Source organism: Acidovorax sp. GW821-FHT09B03 (assembly GCF_059418305.1).
This window is the reverse complement of record NZ_JBWKPP010000034.1, coordinates 1-18,641: the sequence shown is the minus strand read 5'-3', so window position 1 is coordinate 18,641 and position 18,641 is coordinate 1. Positions and strand designations below refer to the sequence as shown.

Below are 18,641 nucleotides of genomic sequence, written 5' to 3'. Positions count from 1 at the left end.
CGGGCCGTGGCGCCCAAGCGCCTGCATGCGTGTTGTCCCGGGGGCCGGCGGCGCACCGCATCGCTAAGATCAAGAAGGGGCGCCCGGCGCCCTTCCCCGCCGTCCTCCTGCCCATGCTTCGACCTCCCGTCACGATTCCCATCACCTTCGTCCAGGGCATGCTGTCCGGAATGCACGCGCGTGGCGAGCCCTGCGAACCCCTGCTGCTGGAGGCAGGCATTGCGCCACCGCTGCTCGGGCAACCCGGTGCGCGCGTGACGGCGGCGCAGTACACCAGCCTGTTCAAGCGGCTCATCGACCAACTGGACGATGAGTGCCTGGGGCTGCTCACCCGCCCGATGAAGCGGGGCTGCCTGTCCCTGGTGGCGAGGGCGGCCATCAGCGCGCCCACGCTGGAGCTTGCGGTGCGCCGCGCGGCGCACACCATCCGCCTGCTGCAGGACGACGTGGTGGTGGACGTGGTGCGCGAGGGGGCACAGGTGGGCCTGGCCCTGTGCTTCACCAACCCGCAGGCCGCACGGCCCACGTTCCTGCACGAGCTGTTGCTGCGCGTGCTCTGGCGCCTGTTTGCCTGGCTGGTGGGGGGCCAGTTGCCCATCACGCGCATCGACTTCGCGTTCGAGCAGCCGGCGTATTCCGCCAGCTACGCCAAGATCTTTCCGGCACCGCTGCGCTTCGCCTGTCGGGCATCCACCCTGTGGTTCGACGACTCGCTGATGCAGGCGCCGGTGCGCCGCGACGGCGCGGCCCTGCGCAGCTTTCTGACGGATGCGCACTCGCAGATCATCGTTCCGAGGAGCGCCGAGGATTCGGTGGGTGCACGGGTGCGTGCCCAGCTGCTGCGTACCCAGCCGGCCTGGCCCGACCTCGGCGGCATGGCCCAGGCCCTGCACATGGCGCCGACCACGCTGCAGCGGCGCCTGGCTAACGAAGGCATAGCCTACCAGGCGCTCAAGGACGAGTTGCGGCGCGACACCGCGATCTGGCGGCTCAACACCAGCAGCGTCTCGCTCGCGGAACTGGCGGCCGAACTGGGCTTCAACGATGGCTCGGCGTTCCAGCGGGCCTTCAAGAACTGGACGGGCAGCCCGCCCGGGGCCTACCGGCGCTGAGGGCGGCAGCACGCCGCCCAGGGGCATTGCAGCGCACCTATCATCGCTGCGATATCCGCCGCGCCGGCGCACCCGCAACCCCTTCAAGGAATCCCATGAACAGCCATCTGGCCCCGGTCGAACTGGCCAAGGCCTACCGCCTTCTGAACCACGGCCCCACGGTGCTGGTGTCGGCCCGCCATGGCGGGGTGGACAACGTGATGTCCGCCGCCTGGGCCTGCGCGCTGGACTTTGCGCCGCCCAAGCTCACGGTGGTGCTCGACAAGGCCACGCGCACGCGCGACCTGGTCGAGCGCAGCGGCCATTTCGTGATCCAGGTGCCCACGGCCGCGCAGATGCAGCTCACGCACGACGTGGGCAACAGCAGCCTGCACCAGGACCCGGCCAAGCTGCAGCACCACGGCGTGGAGCTGTTCGGCATCGACGGCCATGACCTGCCCTTTGTGGCCGGTTGCTCGGCCTGGCTGGCCTGCCGGCTCCTCCCCGAACCGCACAACCAGCAGGCCTACGACCTGTTCATCGGCGAGGTGGTGGGCGCCTGGGCCGATACCCGCGTGTTCTCGGGCGGGCACTGGCACTTCGAGACCGCCGGCCCCGAGTGGCGCAGCCTGCACTATGTGGCGGGTGGGCAGTTCTATGCGATCGGCGAGTCGCTGGTGGCGCGCACGGACCTGAAGGGCTGAGCCTCGCCGGCCCCAGTGCGGCATGCCTGCCGCGCATCTTGGCGCGCGACCTATCCGACGGCGGCCTTGCGCTGCCCTGGTGTTCCCTGCATGCCGCTCGCGGCCAGCGCCAGCTCCGTCGTCTGCTGGAAATGCTGCTGCAGCAAGGCCGTGGCGCGCGCCACGTCGCGTGCCAGCGCAGCCTCGACGATGGCCGAGTGCTCGGCCGGGATATCGCGGGGCGCGGGCGCGGCGGCCGCGGGCGGCCCACCTGAGCGACCAGCGGCCAAGGCCGAGATGTAGCGGTAGCGCGTGAAGCGCTCGCGCAGGTTGGCGGCCAGCTCCAGCAGCACGCGCGAGCCGCAGGCCGACAGCAATGCATCGTGGAAGGCCATGTGCGCCTCGTCCCACTGGGCGGACAGGGCTGCCGGCGCCGTGGCCTCGCGCACAGCCAGGCGGCTGAGCTGGTGGTGGGCGGCCACCACGCGCGACTCCCAGGCCACGTCGCCCTGCAGCACCGACAGGCGCAGCGCTTCGGTTTCCACCAGCATCCGCGCCCCCGAGATCTCCGCCAGGTCCTGTGCGGAGGCACTCGCGACCTTGAAACCACGCTGATCCTCGGCCTGCACGAAGCCGCTGCTGGTCAGGCGCGAGAGCGCCTCGCGCATGGGAATCGGGCTGGCGCCGTAGCGCGTGCACAAATCCTTGATGAGCAGCTTGGAGCCCGGCGCGAACACGCCGCCAATGATGTCCATGCGCAGTTGCGCCACCAGCGAGGAGGTGCGGGTCGTGGGCGCGGTTGAAAGCGTGTCGGTAACTGTGGTCATGGGGGTGCCGCCGGGGTAGGCGGGTGCGTTTGGGAAATTATAGGGTTTGCACTAACATATACTTTTAATAGAAATATATATATTTCTTCCATTCACGTAACCAGGACCATCCCCATGAAGCTCTGCACATTCACCCACCAAGGTTCCCGCCGTCTCGGCCTGCTCGATGGCGAGCAGGTGCGCCCCCTGCCCGAAGGCGTGGCGCGCGACGTCGGCGATTTCGTGCGCCAGCTGGCGGCAGGCGCCAGCCGCGAGGAACTCGTTGCCGGTGCCGGCGCGCCCGTGCCGCTGGCCGAGGTGCAGTTCCTGCCCCCCGTGGTGGCACCCGACAAGATCATCTGCGTGGGCCTGAACTACCACGACCACACCAAGGAAAGCGCCTACGCCCAGCCCGACTACCCCACGCTGTTCCTGCGCCTGACCACCAGCCTGTGCGCGCACGACGCACCCATCGTGCGCCCGGCCTGCAGCGACAGCCTGGACTACGAGGGCGAGCTGGCCGTGGTGATCGGCACCGGCGGGCGCCACATTCCGCTCGACAAAGCGCTCGACCATGTGTTCGGCTACTCGGTGTTCAACGACGGCTCGGTGCGCGAATACCAGTTCAAGACCCCGCAGTGGACCGTGGGCAAGACCTTCGACACCACGGGCGGCTTCGGCCCCGCCGTGGTCACGGCCGACGAGCTGCCGCCTGGCGCGCGCGGCCTGAAGCTGGAAACGCGCCTGAACGGCCAGACCGTGCAGTTGGCCAACACCAGCGACATGGTGTTCGACGTGGCCACGCTGGTGCACGTGATCAGCGAGGCCATCACCCTTTCCCCGGGCGACGTGATCGTGGCCGGCACGCCAGCCGGCATCGGCTGGGCGCGCAACCCGCGCCTGCTGATGCGCGACGGCGACGTGTGCGAGGTGTCCATCGAGGGCATCGGCACGCTGCGCAACCCCATTGCCGACGAAGTGCTGGCCGGCGCCGTGGCCGCCTGAGCACACACCCAACCACCAGAACGACAGGAGACAACCCCCATGAACCGCTTGCTTGCCCCCCTGGCCATTGCTGCCGCAACGCTGCTGGCCTGCGCCCCCGCCCAGGCCCAGCTGGCCGGCCGCACGGTCAGCATCATCGTGCCGCAGCCCGCTGGCAACCCCACCGACGGCGTGGCCCGCAAGCTGCAGCCGCTCTTGCAAAAGGAGCTGGAGCAGACCGTGATCGTGGAAAACGCGCCCGGCGCAGGTGGCTCCATCGGTGTGCAGAAGGTGCTCAGCAGCCAGGCCAGCACCGTGCCGGTGCTGATCGCCTCGCAGACCGAGCCCATCCTCGCGCCCATCACCATCAAGGCGGCACGCTACAAGCCCGAGGACTTCCGCACCATCGCGCTGGTGGCGCGCCTGCCCTACATCCTGGTGGCGCGGCCGGGGCTGGCGGCGTCCAGCCCCAAGGAGCTGGCCGCGCTGGCCAAGAAGTCGCCCACCCCCCTGAGCCTGGGCGACATCGGCCCGGGCACCATGATCCACCTGCTGGGCGAGCAATGGGCGCGCAAGAACGGCGTCAAGCTCACCCAGATCTCCTACCGCGGCGTGCCGCCCATCAGCCAGGACCTGATGGGCGAGCAGATCGACCTGAGCTTTCTGCCGCTGGGCGGTGCCACGCTGTCGATGATCCAGTCGGGCAAGCTCAAGGCCATCGGCAACTCGGCCGCGGCCGTGCACCCGCAGCTGCCGCGCGTGGCGACGATCTCGGGTTCGGACAAGGCGCTGTCGGACTTCGTCTACGGCACCTGGATCGCGCTGCTCGTGCCCACCAAGACGCCTGCCGACGTGGTGGAGCGCCTGAACAAGGCGCTCACGGTGGCGATGAAGGACAGCGACTTCCAGAGCTACGTGACGACCAGCGGCATGGAGCTGGCCAGCGGCAACAGCCTGCGCGAGCTCGAGCGCTTCTATGCGGCGGAGATCCAGCTGTACCAGGGTCTGGCCAAGGAGATCGGCGTGACCGCCGAATGAGCGGGATGCCGCCATGACAGGAGACACACCGTGACGAATCCACAGTCCCCGAACCGCCCCGCCATCCACTCGGTCGACGAGTTCGTGTTCAGCGTGCCCGAGCTGGCCGTGGCGCACCACTTCTACACCAGCTTCGGCCTGGATGTGCGCGACGAAGGCGGCGCGCTGGCGCTCTACACCCATGGACACCCGCACCGCTGGGCACGCGTGCTGCAGGGCCAGGGCGGCCCCAAGCGGCTCGAATGGCTCAGCCTGGGCATCCATGCACAGGACCTGGCGCGCTTTGCCGCACTGCTGCGTGAGCGCTGCATCCCCACCGTGGTCGCGCCCGAGGGCGCCGACCCGTCGGGCCTGTGGTTGCAGGGCCCCGATGACCTGCCCATCCAGCTGCGCGTGTCGGCCAAGGTCTCGCCCGATGCGCCGGGCCCGCGCGATGTGCCGCCCGCGCCCGCCAACTTCGGCCGTGCACCGAGCCGCAGCACCGCCCAGGCCACACGGCCGCTGTACCTGTCGCACATCCTGCTGTTCACGGCCGATGTGCGCGAGGCCCTGGATTTCTACACCGGCGTGCTCGGGCTGCAGGTCTCGGACGAATCGGCCGGCATCATCGCCTTCCTGCACACGCCCCACGGCAGCGACCACCACCTGATCGCCTTTGCCAAGTCCCACGCCGGGGGCCTGCACCACAGCAGCTGGTGCGTGCCCTCGCTGGACGCCGTGGGCATGGGCGCGCAGCAGATGGTCGTCGCCGGCTACCCCGACGGCTGGGGCTTGGGGCGCCACGTGCTGGGCTCCAACTACTTTCGCTACGTGCGCGACCCCTGGGGCAGCTTTACCGAGTATTCGTTCGACATCGACTACGTCGCACCCCACGCCCAGTGGCCCGCAGCCGACCACCCGCCCGAGGACTCGCTCTATGTCTGGGGGCCCGCTGTGCCCGAGGACTTCATCGTGAACCACGAGGCACCGCGCGGCTGAGCCGCGCAGCCGCCGGGCCCGCGACTCAGGCCGCGGCCACCACCGAGACCCCGTGGCCCGCCAGGTCCAGGCTCACCGGTGCGCCAGGGCTCAGGGGCCGCGCCACCTCGGGCGAGACCACGAAGATCTCGCCCAGCGCGGTGCTCAGCGTGTACTCCATGACATTGCCCAGGTAGGTGCGCTTGGTCACGCGCGCGGCCAGCCCCTCGTTGCTGGCGGGGTTGATGCGCCAGGCCTCGGGCCGCACGGCGATCTTCACCGGCCCGGCCGCCATGTCGGGCGCCGTGCGTATGCGCAGCGGGGGCAGGTCGGCATAGCCCTGGCCGTTGCTCATGCCGTCGAACAGCATGGCTTCGCCCATGAAGCCGGCCACGAACTCCGAGCAGGGCGACTCGTAGAGCTCGCTGGGCGTGCCGCGCTGGGCGATGACGCCCTGGTTCATGACGATGATCTGGTCGCTCACCGCCAGCGCTTCGCTCTGGTCGTGGGTGACGTAGGCCACGGTGAGCTTCAGGCGCTGCTGCAGCGCGCGGATCTCTTCGCGCATGGAGCGGCGCAGCCGCGCATCGAGGTTGGACAGCGGCTCGTCGAACAGCAGCACCGCAGGCTCCAGCGCCAGCGCGCGGGCCAGCGCCACGCGCTGCTGCTGGCCCCCCGAGAGCTCGCTGGGCATGCGCTCGTTCAGGCCCTTGAGGCCCACCGTGTCGATCATCGCGGCCGCCCTGGCGCTGGCCTCGCGCGCGGCCAGGCCCGACATGCGCAGCCCGTAGGACACGTTGTCGATCACGTTCATGTGCGGGAACAGCGCGTAGCTCTGGAACACCAGGCTCACGTTGCGCTGGGCCGGGCCGAGCGTGGTCACGTCCTTGCCGTCGATGAAGATCTGGCCCGAGGACGGTGTCTCCAGCCCCGCGATCATGCGCAAGGTGGTGGTCTTGCCGCAGCCCGAGGGGCCCAGGATGGTGGTGAGCGTGCCCTTTTCCACCGTGAAGCTGATGCCGTTGACCACCGTGGGCGCATGGGCCGCGCTGCCGTAGCGCTTGGAGATGTTGCGAAATTCGATGCCGATCATGGGGGCTCCTTGGGTTTGCGGGGATGTGTCGGGTCGTCGCTCGGTCACTGGGCACCGCCTGCGGTGTTGCGCCGGCCGAGCTTCCTGCGGCCAACGGTCCAGTGGATGGCTGCGGTCACCACGCCCATGGCGATGATCAGCACCGTGCTGTAGGCCAGCGCCACGCCGTAGTCGCCCTGCCCCACCCGCCCGATGATGAAGGTGGTGGCCAGTTCGGTCTCGGCGGTGACGAGAAAGATCACGGCCGACACGGTGGTGACCGAGCGCACGAAGCTGTAGGTGAGCGCCGCCGCCACTGCCGGCTTGAGCAGCGGCAGCACCACCGTGCGCAGCGTGCGGGCGGTGCCTGCGCGCAGCATCACCGAGGCCTCCTCCAGCGACTGGTCCAGCTGCTTGAACGAGGCCACCCCGGCGCGCACCCCCACCGGCAGGTTGCGGAACACGAAGCACAGCACGATGACGATGCTGGTGCCGGTGAGCTCGAAGGGCGGCACGTTGAAGGCCAGGATGTAGCTCACCCCCAGCACCGTGCCCGGGATGGCAAAGGCCATGAGGGCCGAGAACTCGAACAGATTGCGCCCGCGGAACTGCACCCGGGTGAGCAGCCAGGCCACCATCAGCCCGAGCGCGGCCGTGAGCGGTGCCGAGATGGCGGCCAGCTTGAGCGTGGTGATCAGCGAGGGCCAGCCGATGCCGGCCAGCTGCAGCCCCCCGTCCCAGGCGATGTCGAAGGCCGAGCGGAAGTGCGCCAGCGTGGGCGTGTAGTCGCGCCCCCAGATCTTCACGAAGCCGCCGCAGAAGGCAAACACGTAGACGACGGCCGTGAACAGCAGCCAGGGCACCGACACCGCCAGCGCCACGCGGCGCACGGCGTCGGGCAGGCGCATGGGGATGCCGGCATCGCCCTTGCCCGAGAGGGTCGTGTAGTTCTTCTTGCCCAGCAGGCCGCGCTGCAGGGCAAAGGCCCCCAGGGCGAACAGGGTGAGCAGCCAGGCCAGCGTGGCCGCGCGGCCCTGGTCGAACTGGGCCCCCACGATGGCGAAGAACACCTCGGTGGAGAGCACCGAGAACTGCCCGCCCACGACGATGGGGTTACCGAAGTCGGCGATGCTCTCGATGAAGCCCACCAGGAAGGCATTGGCCAGGCCGGGTTTCATGAGCGGAAAGGTCACCTTCCAGAAGGTGTTCCAGCGCGAGGCGCCGAGGGTCTGCGAGGCCTCTTCCAGTGACGGGCCGATGCCCTGCACCACGCCGCGCATGATCATGAAGGCAATGGGCGTGAAGGCGAACATCTGCGCCAACGCCACGCCGAAGGCCCCGTAGAACCAGCGCGAAGGCGCGATGCCGAAGGCCCACTCCAGGAACTGGTTGACGATGCCGGCACGCCCGAACAGCAGGATCAGGCCGAGCCCGACCACGAACGGCGGGGTGACGATGGGCAGTGGCGCGAGCACGCGCAGCGCGCCGCGGATGCGCGAGTCGCTGCGGTCCTCGATCAAGGCCAGCATGGTGCCCAGCACAGTGGTCCCGGCACCGATCACGGCGCCCAGGAACAGGGTGTTCCAGGCCACGCCGCACTGCAGGTTGGAGTGCAGGCAGCCGACGCCCCAGATGCGCTCGGACCCCAGGCGCGCCAGCGCCGCGGTGACCCCCAGGCCACCGCCCTCATCGATGAAGGCCCCCGAGAGTGCACGCAGCACCGGGTAGGCGACGAAGAGCAGCAGCAGGCTGCCGGCGATCAGCACCGAAGCGGCCACGAACAGGTCGCCCTTGACGGCCCCCAGACGCGCCAGGCCGAAGGCCAGCAGCGTGAGCAAGGCCACCAGCACGATGGCGGCGCCCAGCCCGAAGCCCGGCTGCGTGGCACCCGGCCCCGCCAGCAGCGCAACGAGCCCCTGTGGACCTGACAGGCCCGCGGCGGCGGCATCCGCCGGCACCGGCGTGCCGATGGCAAAGCCCTGCACCAGCACGGCCGCCAGGCCCAGGCCTGCCGCCCAGGCCAGCAGCCGCCCCTGGCACCGCGCGGGCGCCAGGGCCGCAGCGGCCAGGCCCAGTGCCAGGGCCACCGCTGCGGCCACCAGCCAGGGGCGGCGGTGCAGCAGCACCTGCGCCAGGCCGGTGGAGGTATCGTGGCCGCCCACCAGGTCGCCCCAGCCCTGCAGGGACGACAGGCCATCGGGAATCATGTGCCAGGGCAGCAGGACGAAGGCCGCCAGGCCGAACGCCGCCCACAGGGCAATGGCGCTGTTGTGATGAGATTTCATGGGAAGGATGTTCCTCGCTTCAGCGCGACAGGGAGTTCACGTCGCGCTCCCAGCGCTCGATCAGGCGCTTGCGCTCGGCCGTCTTGCCGTATTTGGCGTAGTCGTAGTTGATGAACTTGATCTTCTTGAAATCCGGGACGTTGCTGTCCAGTGGTGTGGCCTTGTTGGACTGCAGGTGGAACTGCTTGACGGCCACCGCCAGTGCCTGGGCCGAAGGCGTCAGCGCCCATTCGTAGAACCTCTTGGCATTGTCCAGGCTGCGCGTGCCCTTGATGATGGACATGGAGCCCACCTCGGCCCCCGTGCCCTCGCAGGGCGTGCTGGTGGCCACCGGAAAGCCCTGCATCTGCTCGCCCGGCGCATCCTGCACGAAGCTGATGGACAGCATCGCCTCCCCGCGCGCCACGGCCTTGATGGGGCCGGTGCCCGAGCGGGTGTACTGGCTCACGTTGCGGTGCAGCTCCTTGAGGTAGTCAAACGCCTTGTCCTCGCCCATCAGCTGCACCAGCGTGGCGATCATGGTGTAGGCCGTGCCCGAGCTCGAGGGGTTGGCCACCTGCAGCTCGCCCTTGAAGGCCGGGTTGACCAGGTCCTTCCAGCACAGGGGGGCGGCCAGCTTCTTCTTGGCCAGCAGCTCGGTGTTGAAGCCAAAGCCCAGCGGGCCCGAGTACACCCCCACCGTGCGGTAGGTCGATTGCCGGGCCTGCTCCTGCGCCCAGCCATGCAGCTGGCCCAGGCTGGGGGACTTGTACTCCAGCGTCAGGTCCAGCTCGGCTGCCTGGATGTGCGGGTCGCCGGTGCCGCCGAACCAGACGTCGGTCTTGGGGTTACTGCGCTCGGCGATGAGCTGGGCCAGCGCCTCGCCCGACCCGCGCTTGACCATGTTGACCTTGATGCCCGTCGAGCGCGTGAAGGTGGTGGCGATCATCGAGCACCAGGCGTCCTGCACCGAGCAGATGACGTTGAGCTGGCCGCTGCCCTGCGCCTGTGCCGTGGTGGCCAGGGTGGACAGGGCCGCGAGGGCGATGGCGGCCCAGGGGTACCGGGTGGTGTGCATGGGGGGTCTCCTTGTGGATGAACGAAATGGCAGGCTGCAGTCGCCCCGCACGGGCCTGGCTGCAGGCCCGCACAAGGGACAGGAAGAACGGGAAATGGCTGCCGGGCAGCGCCGGGGTCAGGGCCCCTGACCCCAGGACACCACGGCATCGACACCGATGACCTTGCCCTGGTCGATGCGGTTGTAGATCTGGATGGTGGCGCCCATGGCCTCGGCAATCTGGCGGCAGATCGACAGCCCCAGCCCCACGCCGCCCTTGGTGGCCGTGAAGGGCTGGAACAGGCGCGGGAACACGCCGTCGTCCACGCCCGGGCCTTCGTCCCACACCAGCAGCTCGCGCGCCCCGGCGCAGTCGCGCAGCAGCATGCCCAGGGCGCCGTTGTGCGGGGTGTGGTGGATGGCATTGGCCAGCAGGTTGCGCAGCAGTTCGCCGAGCATCACGGCGTCCGCGGGCACGTCGAGCGCCGGGCCGTCGAGCGCGAAATCCAGCCGCTTGGCGGCGATCAGGGGCGACAGCTCCATCACGGCATCGCGCGCACAGGCGCGGATGTCCGTGGCCTGCAACCCGCCCGAGCGCTTGAGCTGCTCCAGCTTGGTCAGGCTCAGCAGCTGGTTGGCCAGGCCGGTGGCGCGGTCCACGGTGTGCAGCATCTGCGGCAGCACCTCGGAAGGCGCCACGGTGCCGTCGATGGCCGACTGCAACTGGGTGCGCAGCACCGCCATGGGCGTGCGCAGCTGGTGCGATGCCTCGGCCAGGAAGCGCCGCTGCTGGTCCACCCAGTCGTGCTCGCTGCGCACCAGGGCGCGCACCTGGCGCGAGAGTTCGTGCAGCTCGGCCGGATCGGTGTGTTCGGCCGGCCCGTCGGCACCCGCCAGCGGCTGGGCCAGGGTGGCGACCGAGCGCTGCAGCCAGCGCATGGCCCAGGCCACGCTCGCCCAGATCGCCAGCGACAGCACCAGCGCACCGGCGCCCAGGGCGCCCACGCCGGAAGACAGCAGGGCCCCGGCCGCGGGCCAGCGCCCGGCCAGGGGCAGCCCGACCTGCACCAGCCCATCGGCGACCGCAGGCGCGCCCGCCGCGGCTTCGGCAGGCGCCGCTGGCAGGCGGCGCACGGCGGCTGCCGAGCGCAGCAGATGGCCCTGCCACTGGCTGGTGTACAGGTCCGGCGCGCCGCCGGCGGCCAGTTGGCCGCGCCAGGGATGGACGGCCCAGTCACGGTCACCGGCCAGCCACTCGCCCTCGAGCGTGCTGATGCGCAGGCGCAGCCCGCCGTCCAGGGCGGCCGGCATGCGGCCCGTGCCGTCCATGTCGCGCACCAGTGCGGCCAGCGCGGCGTGCAGGCGGGCATCCTGCGCGCCGGCCAGCTCCCGGTGCGCGGCAAGGGTTTGCCACAGCACGGCGGCCAGCACCAGCCCCCACAGGGGCGCCAGCAGCGACAGCAGCAGCAGGCTGCGCAGCGAGCCTGGGCGCCAGCGCCGGCGCGGCGGGGCGAGATCGGGCATGCTCACCGGGCGCCCCGCTGCGCCGCCAGGCTGGCGTCGTCGCACAGCAGGTAGCCCACGCCACGCAAGGTCATGATCTCGGCATTGGTGCCGGCGATCTTCTTGCGCAGCCGGTGCACCAGCACCTCGATGGCATCGGCCTGCACGGCGTCGTCGCTACCGAAGACGGCCGCGCGCAGGTCCTCCCGGGGCACCACGCGGTCGATGCGCAGCATCAGCGTGCGCAGCAGCTCGCCTTCGCGCGGCGACAGGTCCAGCGGCACATCGGAGTGGTAGAACACGCCGGACGCCGATTCGTGCCGCAGCAGCCCGCAGCGCAACTGCCCGTTGCGGCCGATGCGCCGCGTCAGCGCATGCAGCCGCGCGGCCAGCTCTTCCAGGTCGAAGGGCTTGACCAGGTAGTCGTCGGCGCCCAGGTTCAGCCCGGCAATGCGCTCGCCCAGTGCTCCGCGCGCCGTGAGCACCAGCACCGGCGTGGTGTCGCCGCCGGCACGCAGGCGTTCGAGCAGTTCGAGGCCATCGAGGTGTGGCAGCGTGAGGTCGAGCGCGATCACATCGAAGGGTTTCTTGCGCGCAATGGCCAGGGCCTCGAGCCCATCGGAGCACACCAGCACCTCGAACCCGCGCACCCCGAGGCTGCGGCTCAGCGCGCCCGACAGATCAAAATCATCCTCGACCAGCAAAAGTTTCATGCTGCCGATGATGCGCTGCCCGGCGCCCCCGGACCAACCGGAGTTACACCACGGGCGGCTGACAGGCAATCGAAAGGTAGCAGGCACGGCCGCCCAGCCTGCAGGCAACCAGACCCATGGCGCGGGCCAGATAATCCGGCGTCGATAATCCGCACAGGGCATTTACTCGCAGGATTATTGAAAGCCAAACGAAAGAAATCCGAGACATCAGGGTTCGCACCAATTTGCGCTCCCTGCGCAAGCGCGCCTATATTCAGCGCACTGCAAATCCTGCAGTTCAAAATACCTTGCAGGGATTATCACCCCATCCATTCGGTGCATGGGGCGTTTCTCATTCCAAGGCATACAGGAGTTTCCAATGGCTGATATTCATGCGGGTCTGTGCCGCAGGCAGTGGCTTGCCGCCGTGGGCCTGGCCCTCGCGCAGCAGCAGGGGCTGGCCCTGGCATTGCCCACTGCGGGCACCGAGCGCAAGGCGCCCCTGGTTTTCGCGGTCATCACCCCGCGCGGCTCCGAAACCGCACTGGCGGCCTGGGGGCCCTTCGTCCACCGCCTGGCGCAGGAACTGGGCCACCCCATGGCCGTGAGGACATGGACCCTGTCGGACCCGCGCGCCCTGGCCCAGGCCTTCCAGAGCGGCGAGATCGACCTGGCCTGGGTGGGCAATTCTGCCGCGCTGGCCCTGGTAGAGGAAGGGGTTGGCGAGGTGTTTGCCCAGATGGTGACCGAGAGCGGGAGCACGGGCTACCAGTCCATCATCGTGGCCCACAAGGACAGCGGCCTGAATGCGCTGGACGATGCCCTGCGGCCAGGGAAAAAACTGGTCTTTGCCGATGGCGAGACCAAGAGCTTTTCGGGCCACCTGGTGCCCATGTACTACGCCTTCGTCAAGCGCGGCATCAACGACCCCGCGGCCCTGTACGCCCAGGTGCGGCGCGGCAGCCACCGCGAGAACCTGATCATGGCGGCCGAGCGCCGGGTGGATATTGCTACCGCGAACGACGAGGAACTGGCCATGTTCAGGGCCCGCAACCCGGAACTGGCCAGCCAGCTGAAAATCCTCTGGACTTCGCCCGTGATTCCCCAATCGCCGCTGGTCTGGTCCACCGCCCTGCCCCTGGATTTGCGCAAGCGGATCCAGCAGGCGATTATCTCCTTTGGCAAAAAGAACGCCGCCGATCTGGAAATACTGCGGCGGGTGAACAACCTGTCGGCGTTTCGCAAATCCCGAAACTCCCAGCTGATTACCGCGGGGGATATCGACATGTTCGTCGCCTGGCAGCAGGTGAACAACAGCGCCGGCCTGTCCGACGCGGACAAGGCCGCGCGCATACGCAGCATCAGCGAACGCGCCTCCCGGCTGGAGTTGCGCCTGAAGCTGCCGCCCAGCGTGCAATAGGCAGAAAGGGCCTCACCCTCCACTCGGCACGGTCTGCAGCGCAGCCGGGTTGCCAGGGCCCTGCGGTACCCGCACCTGCGGCAGGCAATCGGGGTACTCGCGCTGGATGAAGGTGACCAGGGCCTCGCGCACGCGGCAGCGCAGGTCGAAGGCCAGGCCCGAGGAGCGGGCCGAGACCAGCACGCGGATCTGGATGGTGCGGTCCGTCGCCTCGGTGAGCTGCAGCACGCTCACGCGCTTGTCCCACTCGGGCGCGGTATCGAGCACGCGCTTCAATTCCTCGCGCAGCGGGTCGAGCGGCAGCGCATAGTCGGCATGGAGGAACACCGTACCCAGGATCTCGGAGCTGGTGCGCGTCCAGTTCTGGAACGGGTGCTCGATGAACCATTGCAGCGGAATGATGAGCCGCCGCTCGTCCCAGATCTTGAGCACCACGTAGGTGCCGGTGATCTCTTCCACCCGGCCCCACTCGCCCTCGATGATGAGCACGTCGTCGATGCGAAAGGGCTGGGCCAGCGCGATCTGCAGGCCCGCGATCATGTTGCTGAACACCGGCCGCGCAGCGATGCCGGCAACGATGCCCACCACGCCGGCCGAGGCCAGGAGGCTCGCGCCCACCTGGCGCGCGCCCGGAAAGGTCATGAGCATCATCGCCAGGCCGGCCATCACCACCGCCGTCATGGCGGTGCGCGAGAGCACGCGCGCCTGCGTGGCGATGCGCCGCGCCGTGAGGTTGTCCTCCACGTCGGCCGGGTGCTTGGCGATCACCCCGTCGGCCAGCCCGCCGATGGCCGCGATCAGCAGCCAGCAAGTACCGGCGATGACCGCCAGGCCGTTGAAGTGCCGCACGGTGGCGATGTGGCCCAGGTCGTCGCTGGCCGCCTGCCACACCACCTGCAGTGCGATCAATGGCAGCAGGAGGCGCACCACGGGAACGCAGGCCTCGAACACCGCGCGCAGCACCGGCGCTGGCGCCGTGGCACGCCGCAGCACCACGGCTGCGATGCGGTGCACGATGGCCGCGGCCACCACGGCGGCCACGGCCACTGCGCCGGTGTGGGTCCATGAGGTCGGGTCGAACCAGGTCATCACATCCATGCGGGCACGGCAGGGTGCGCACCCTGCGTCGGCAAGGCATGGCGCCTGGGCTCTCGGGTATCCGGCATGGGCTCTCCGCTAACGATGGAGCCGCCATTGTCGAAAATTGCTGCACAGCAGCATGTCAGCCAATGCCGACAATGCACAGCTCAGCCCGTTTGCACGGCCTGGGCGGCTGCCAGCTCCTGCGCATAGCGCACGAAGAAGGCCAGGCTCTCCGGGTTGGCCATGGCATCCGTGCGTGCCACGGACTCCACCGGCGCGCCCAGCAGCAGCTTGCGCATGGGCACCTCCATCTTCTTGCCGGTGAGCGTGCGCGGCACGGCACCGACCCGCAGCACGGCGTCGGGTACATGGCGCGGCGAGGCCAGGGTGCGCACCTGCTGCAGGATGGCGGCGCGCCGCGCGTCGTCCAGCACCTGGCCCTCGTCCAGCACCACGAACAGCGGCAAAAAGGACGGGCGGCCCAGGTACTCCAGGTCCACCACCAGGCTGTCGCGCACCCAGGGCAGCAGCTCCACCGCGCGGTAGATCTCGGCCGTGCCCATGCGGATGCCATGGCGGTTGATGGTGGCGTCCGAGCGGCCATAGATCACCGAGCTGCCGCGCTCGGTGAAGCGGATCCAGTCGCCGTGGCGCCACACGCCAGGGTATGTCTCGAAGTAGCTCTCGCGGTAGCGGCTGCCATCGGGGTCGTTCCAGAAATACACGGGCATCGACGGCATGGGCCGCGTGACGACGAGTTCGCCCACCTCGCCGACCACCGCCCTGCCCTGTTCATCGAAGGCCTGCGCCGCCACGCCCAATTCGCGGCACTGGATCTCGCCGGCATGCACCGGCAGCAGCGGGCAGCAGGCGACGAAGCCCGAGGCGATGTCGGTACCGCCGCTGACCGAGGCCAGCCAGACATCGGGCTTCACGGCCGCGTAGACCCAGTGGTAGGCGGTATCGCGCAGCGGTGAGCCGGTGGACACGATGGCGCGCAGCCGTTCCAGCCGCACGAAGTCGCGCGGCCGGGTGCCGGCGTTCATCACCGCCGTGAGGTAGGCCGCGCCGCAGCCCAGGTGCGTGACCGCGAGGCCATCGAGCAGGCGCCACAGGCCCTCGGGCCCCTGGTGCTGCGGGTTGCCGTCGAACAGCACGATGGTGCCACCCGCCAGCAGGCCGCCGACCAGCAGGTTCCAGACGATCCAGCCCGGGCTGCCCAGGAACAGCATGCGGTCGTGCGGCCGCAGGTCGTGCTGCAACGCCATGGTCTTGAGGTGCGTGAGGGTGATGCCGCCATGGCTGTGCACCATGGCCTTGGGCAGGCCCGTGGTGCCCGAGGAGTAGACGACCCACAGCGGGTGGCCGAAGGGCACCGGCTCGAACACAAGCCCCGGCGCGCTGGCGGACACGGCGGCCAGCGCATCAGCCCACAGTACCGTGTTGCCCCAAGGCGCGAGCGCGCCCGCCTCGCAGTGCGGGCCCGGCACATGCAGCACGCGCTGCACCGACGGCAGTTGCTGCAGCAAGGCCTGCACTTCGCGCCGGCGGTCGAACAGGCGCCCGCCGTAGCGGTAGCTGTCGGTGGCCACCAGCACCTTGGGCTCGATCTGGCGAAAGCGGTCGGCCACCACGCCCGCACCCATGTCCGGCGCGCAACTGGACCACACGGCGCCCAGCGACGCGGTGGCCAAAAAGGCCACCACCGTCTCGCTCCAGTTGGGCAGGTAGGCGGCCACGCGGTCGCCCGGGCCCACACCCTGCTCGCGCAGCACCTGGGCCAGCAGGGCCACGCGGCGGCGCAGGCCGGCCCATTCGAGCACCTCCTGGCGGCCATCCTCGCGGCAGGCGATGATGGCGGGCGAATCCGCCGTTTCGGCCGCGAACACCTGCTCGCAGTAGTTCAACTGCGCATGCGGGAACCACTGCGCGCCGGGCATGGCCTGAGCGCCCAGCACCACCGAGCGGTCGCCCTGCAGGCGCACGCCGAAGTAGTCCACGATGGATTGCCAGAAGCCCGTGAGGTCGTCCACCGACCACCGCCACAGCGCTTCGTAGGGGCCGGGCGGGTGGATCGTGCGCTCGGCAAGCCATTCCATGTAGTGGGCGATGCGGGTGGTGGCCGCATATGCGGCATCGGGCTGCCACAGGGGCGTGGGCTGTTCGGTCATGGTGAAACGGATGGAACTCAGTCGAGCCGGATGTTATTGCTCTTGATCAATTGCACGGTGGCCCGGGCCTCGCGGTCCACCACGGCGGCAATCTGCGCCTGCGGCGTGGCGATGGGCTCGGTGCTGGTGTCGTAGAGCATCTGGGCCAGCGCCGGCTCGGCCGTCACCGAACGGAACAGGCCGTGCAGTCGCGCCACCAGGGCATCGTGCAGGCCGGCGGGCCCCCACACGCCCACCCAGGTGCTGAATTCGAGGCCCGGCAGGGTCTCGGCCAGCGTGGGCACCTCGGGTGCGATCTTGCTGCGCACCGGCCCGGTGTAGGCCAGCACCCGCACCTTGCCGGCGCGCATGTGCGCGATGGCCGAGCTCGGTGGCTCGAAGCCGATGTCCACCACGCCCGCCAGCAGGTCGGTGATGAAGCTGCCCTTGTAGGGCACGTGCTGCAACTCGATGCCGGCGACGTTCTGCATCTGCTCGGTGAACATGTGCGAGGTGCTGCCGGGGCCGTGCGAGGCGTAGTTGAGCGTGCGCGGCCTGGCCTTGGCCATCGCGATCAGTTCCTTGACCGAGCCGGCCGCAAAGCCCGGGCGCGCCAGCAGGAACGAGCCGCCGCCATACAACTGCGCAATGGGCACCAGGTCTTTCTGCGGGTTGTAGGGCAGCTTGGGGAACAGGAAAGGCGTGGTGGTGAAGGTGGCGCCCACCGTCATCAGCAGGGTCTGCCCGTTGGCGGGGGCCTTGGCCACCACGTCGGTGCCCAGCATGCCGCCCGCGCCGGGCCGGTTCTCCACCACGACCGGCACCTTGATGAGCCTGCCAAAGTGCTCGGCGTACAGGCGCGCCATGGGGTCGATGCCCACGCCGGGCGGCGTGGGCGTGACCAGGCGGACCGGGCCGTCGGGCCATTTGGCCTGCGCCCGGGCGGGCAGCATGGTGGCCAGTGCGGCGGCACCCAAGGCCGCCAAGGCGGCCCTGCGGCCGTCGATGGCGGCGGGTTGGTCGAATGCATCATCCATGTCTTGTCTCCGAATATTGATTATTGATGGGGTGTCAGCGCAGTCGGCGACCTCAGGGGATGTGCATGTCCCAGGGGGTCTTGCCCGCCGGCAACTGCGGGCGTGCCGTGAGCACGGCCAGCGGCTCCCCGGCCTCGTAGCGCGCGATCAGCGCCTCGGGATCGAACAGGATGCCCATGAAGTTCTCCTCATAAGCGCCCGAGGCGAAAAACGCGTCGAGGTCCGCATTGGCCGTGAACACGTCGTACTGCAGCTCCACCCGGTTGCCGTCGGGGTCCTTGTAGTACATCGACACCGTGGGGCCGTGGTTGATGGTCCAGTACGGCAGGATGCCCGCGGCCTTGAGCCGGCGAAACGTGGCCAGCAGCGCATCCAGCGTCGGGTAGGTGAAGGCCAGGTGCTCCAGCCCGCCCGCGCCGTCGTTGGCCGGCGTGAGTTCGGGCCGGCCGATCAGGCCGATGCGGTGGTGCTCGTCGTCGTAGGTCAGAAAGCACAGCATCTCGTTCTCGAACGCGGGCCAGCCCTGCAGCACCGTGAGGTACCAGGCGCGCGCGCGCGGCAGGTCGGTGACGCGCAGCACCACGTGGGCGAGCTTGGCGGGACGGATGGGATGCGCGGCGGCATCCGGCAGGGTGCGGGCTTGCATGGGAATAGTCTCCTTTTGTTATGTCGGGGCGACGCGAAATCAAGTGTTCGCGATGCCGCGTGCCCTGATTTGGGATGGGCTGCTAGTGTGCTGTCCCGCAGATAACTGGCATTAGTCGTGCATGCCTTTTGGGTATCCTTGCAACGGAGATACCGCAA

16 protein-coding genes are annotated in these 18,641 nt (G+C 69.3%); 6 read left to right on the top strand and 10 right to left on the bottom strand.

The window, feature by feature from the left end; translation table 11 throughout:
* Positions 1–113: 113 nt before the first annotated feature.
* Positions 114–1,112, top strand: coding sequence for an AraC family transcriptional regulator (locus AC07PA_RS31900; RefSeq protein WP_494607301.1), 999 nt, complete (start codon positions 114–116; stop codon positions 1,110–1,112).
* A 95-nt stretch (positions 1,113–1,207) separates the two neighbouring features.
* Complete coding sequence (locus AC07PA_RS31895; RefSeq protein WP_494607303.1) at positions 1,208–1,795, top strand: flavin reductase family protein; 588 nt, start codon at positions 1,208–1,210, stop codon at positions 1,793–1,795.
* A 50-nt stretch (positions 1,796–1,845) separates the two neighbouring features.
* Here the strand turns inward: AC07PA_RS31895 and AC07PA_RS31890 are convergent, their stop codons facing one another.
* Entirely contained in the window at positions 1,846–2,601 is a 756-nt protein-coding gene (locus tag AC07PA_RS31890; protein ID WP_007860533.1) for a GntR family transcriptional regulator, read from the bottom strand.
* Between the two features lie 114 nt (positions 2,602–2,715).
* Between AC07PA_RS31890 and AC07PA_RS31885 the strand changes: the two genes are divergently transcribed.
* The 3 genes from AC07PA_RS31885 to AC07PA_RS31875 are packed head-to-tail and all read left to right on the top strand — an operon-like array spanning position 2,716 to position 5,580.
* Complete coding sequence (locus AC07PA_RS31885; RefSeq protein WP_494607305.1) at positions 2,716–3,585, top strand: fumarylacetoacetate hydrolase family protein; 870 nt, start codon at positions 2,716–2,718, stop codon at positions 3,583–3,585.
* A gap of 39 nt (positions 3,586–3,624) precedes the next feature.
* Positions 3,625–4,602 (top strand): tripartite tricarboxylate transporter substrate binding protein, encoded by a 978-nt coding sequence (locus AC07PA_RS31880; RefSeq protein ID WP_494607307.1) that lies wholly within the window; start codon positions 3,625–3,627, stop codon positions 4,600–4,602.
* Between the two features lie 30 nt (positions 4,603–4,632).
* Positions 4,633–5,580: a VOC family protein gene (locus AC07PA_RS31875; protein ID WP_494607309.1), complete on the top strand. Its 948-nt coding sequence runs from the start codon at positions 4,633–4,635 to the stop codon at positions 5,578–5,580.
* Positions 5,581–5,605: 25 nt separating this feature from the next.
* On the opposite strand, the gene AC07PA_RS31870 is transcribed toward AC07PA_RS31875, so the two are convergent.
* From AC07PA_RS31870 to AC07PA_RS31850, 5 genes are all read right to left on the bottom strand, one after another.
* The gene (locus tag AC07PA_RS31870) at positions 5,606–6,652 is read right to left on the bottom strand and encodes an ABC transporter ATP-binding protein (protein ID WP_007860528.1); all 1,047 of its coding nucleotides are present in this window, start codon (positions 6,650–6,652) and stop codon (positions 5,606–5,608) included.
* A 44-nt stretch (positions 6,653–6,696) separates the two neighbouring features.
* Positions 6,697–8,916: an ABC transporter permease gene (locus AC07PA_RS31865; RefSeq protein ID WP_494607312.1), complete on the bottom strand. Its 2,220-nt coding sequence runs from the start codon at positions 8,914–8,916 to the stop codon at positions 6,697–6,699.
* Positions 8,917–8,935: 19 nt separating this feature from the next.
* Positions 8,936–9,973, bottom strand: coding sequence for an ABC transporter substrate-binding protein (locus AC07PA_RS31860; RefSeq protein ID WP_494607314.1), 1,038 nt, complete (start codon positions 9,971–9,973; stop codon positions 8,936–8,938).
* Positions 9,974–10,090: 117 nt separating this feature from the next.
* Positions 10,091–11,476, bottom strand: a complete 1,386-nt coding sequence (locus tag AC07PA_RS31855) for a sensor histidine kinase (RefSeq protein ID WP_494607316.1) — start codon at positions 11,474–11,476, stop codon at positions 10,091–10,093.
* A 2-nt stretch (positions 11,477–11,478) separates the two neighbouring features.
* Positions 11,479–12,168: a response regulator transcription factor gene (locus tag AC07PA_RS31850; RefSeq protein WP_494607318.1), complete on the bottom strand. Its 690-nt coding sequence runs from the start codon at positions 12,166–12,168 to the stop codon at positions 11,479–11,481.
* A gap of 358 nt (positions 12,169–12,526) precedes the next feature.
* On the opposite strand from AC07PA_RS31850, the gene phnD reads away from it, so the two are divergent.
* Positions 12,527–13,567: a phosphate/phosphite/phosphonate ABC transporter substrate-binding protein gene (gene phnD, locus AC07PA_RS31845; protein WP_007857130.1), complete on the top strand. Its 1,041-nt coding sequence runs from the start codon at positions 12,527–12,529 to the stop codon at positions 13,565–13,567.
* 12 nt (positions 13,568–13,579) lie between these two features.
* Here the strand turns inward: phnD and AC07PA_RS31840 are convergent, their stop codons facing one another.
* The 4 genes from AC07PA_RS31840 to AC07PA_RS31825 form a co-directional block, all read right to left on the bottom strand.
* Complete coding sequence (locus AC07PA_RS31840; RefSeq protein ID WP_494607321.1) at positions 13,580–14,665, bottom strand: mechanosensitive ion channel family protein; 1,086 nt, start codon at positions 14,663–14,665, stop codon at positions 13,580–13,582.
* A gap of 149 nt (positions 14,666–14,814) precedes the next feature.
* Positions 14,815–16,821, bottom strand: coding sequence for an acetoacetate--CoA ligase (locus AC07PA_RS31835; protein ID WP_494607323.1), 2,007 nt, complete (start codon positions 16,819–16,821; stop codon positions 14,815–14,817).
* A 17-nt stretch (positions 16,822–16,838) separates the two neighbouring features.
* Positions 16,839–17,837, bottom strand: a complete 999-nt coding sequence (locus AC07PA_RS31830) for a Bug family tripartite tricarboxylate transporter substrate binding protein (protein WP_494607325.1) — start codon at positions 17,835–17,837, stop codon at positions 16,839–16,841.
* 52 nt (positions 17,838–17,889) lie between these two features.
* A complete protein-coding gene (locus AC07PA_RS31825) occupies positions 17,890–18,483 on the bottom strand; it encodes a VOC family protein (protein ID WP_007857136.1) in 594 nt (197 codons plus the stop codon).
* Positions 18,484–18,641 lie beyond the last annotated feature (158 nt).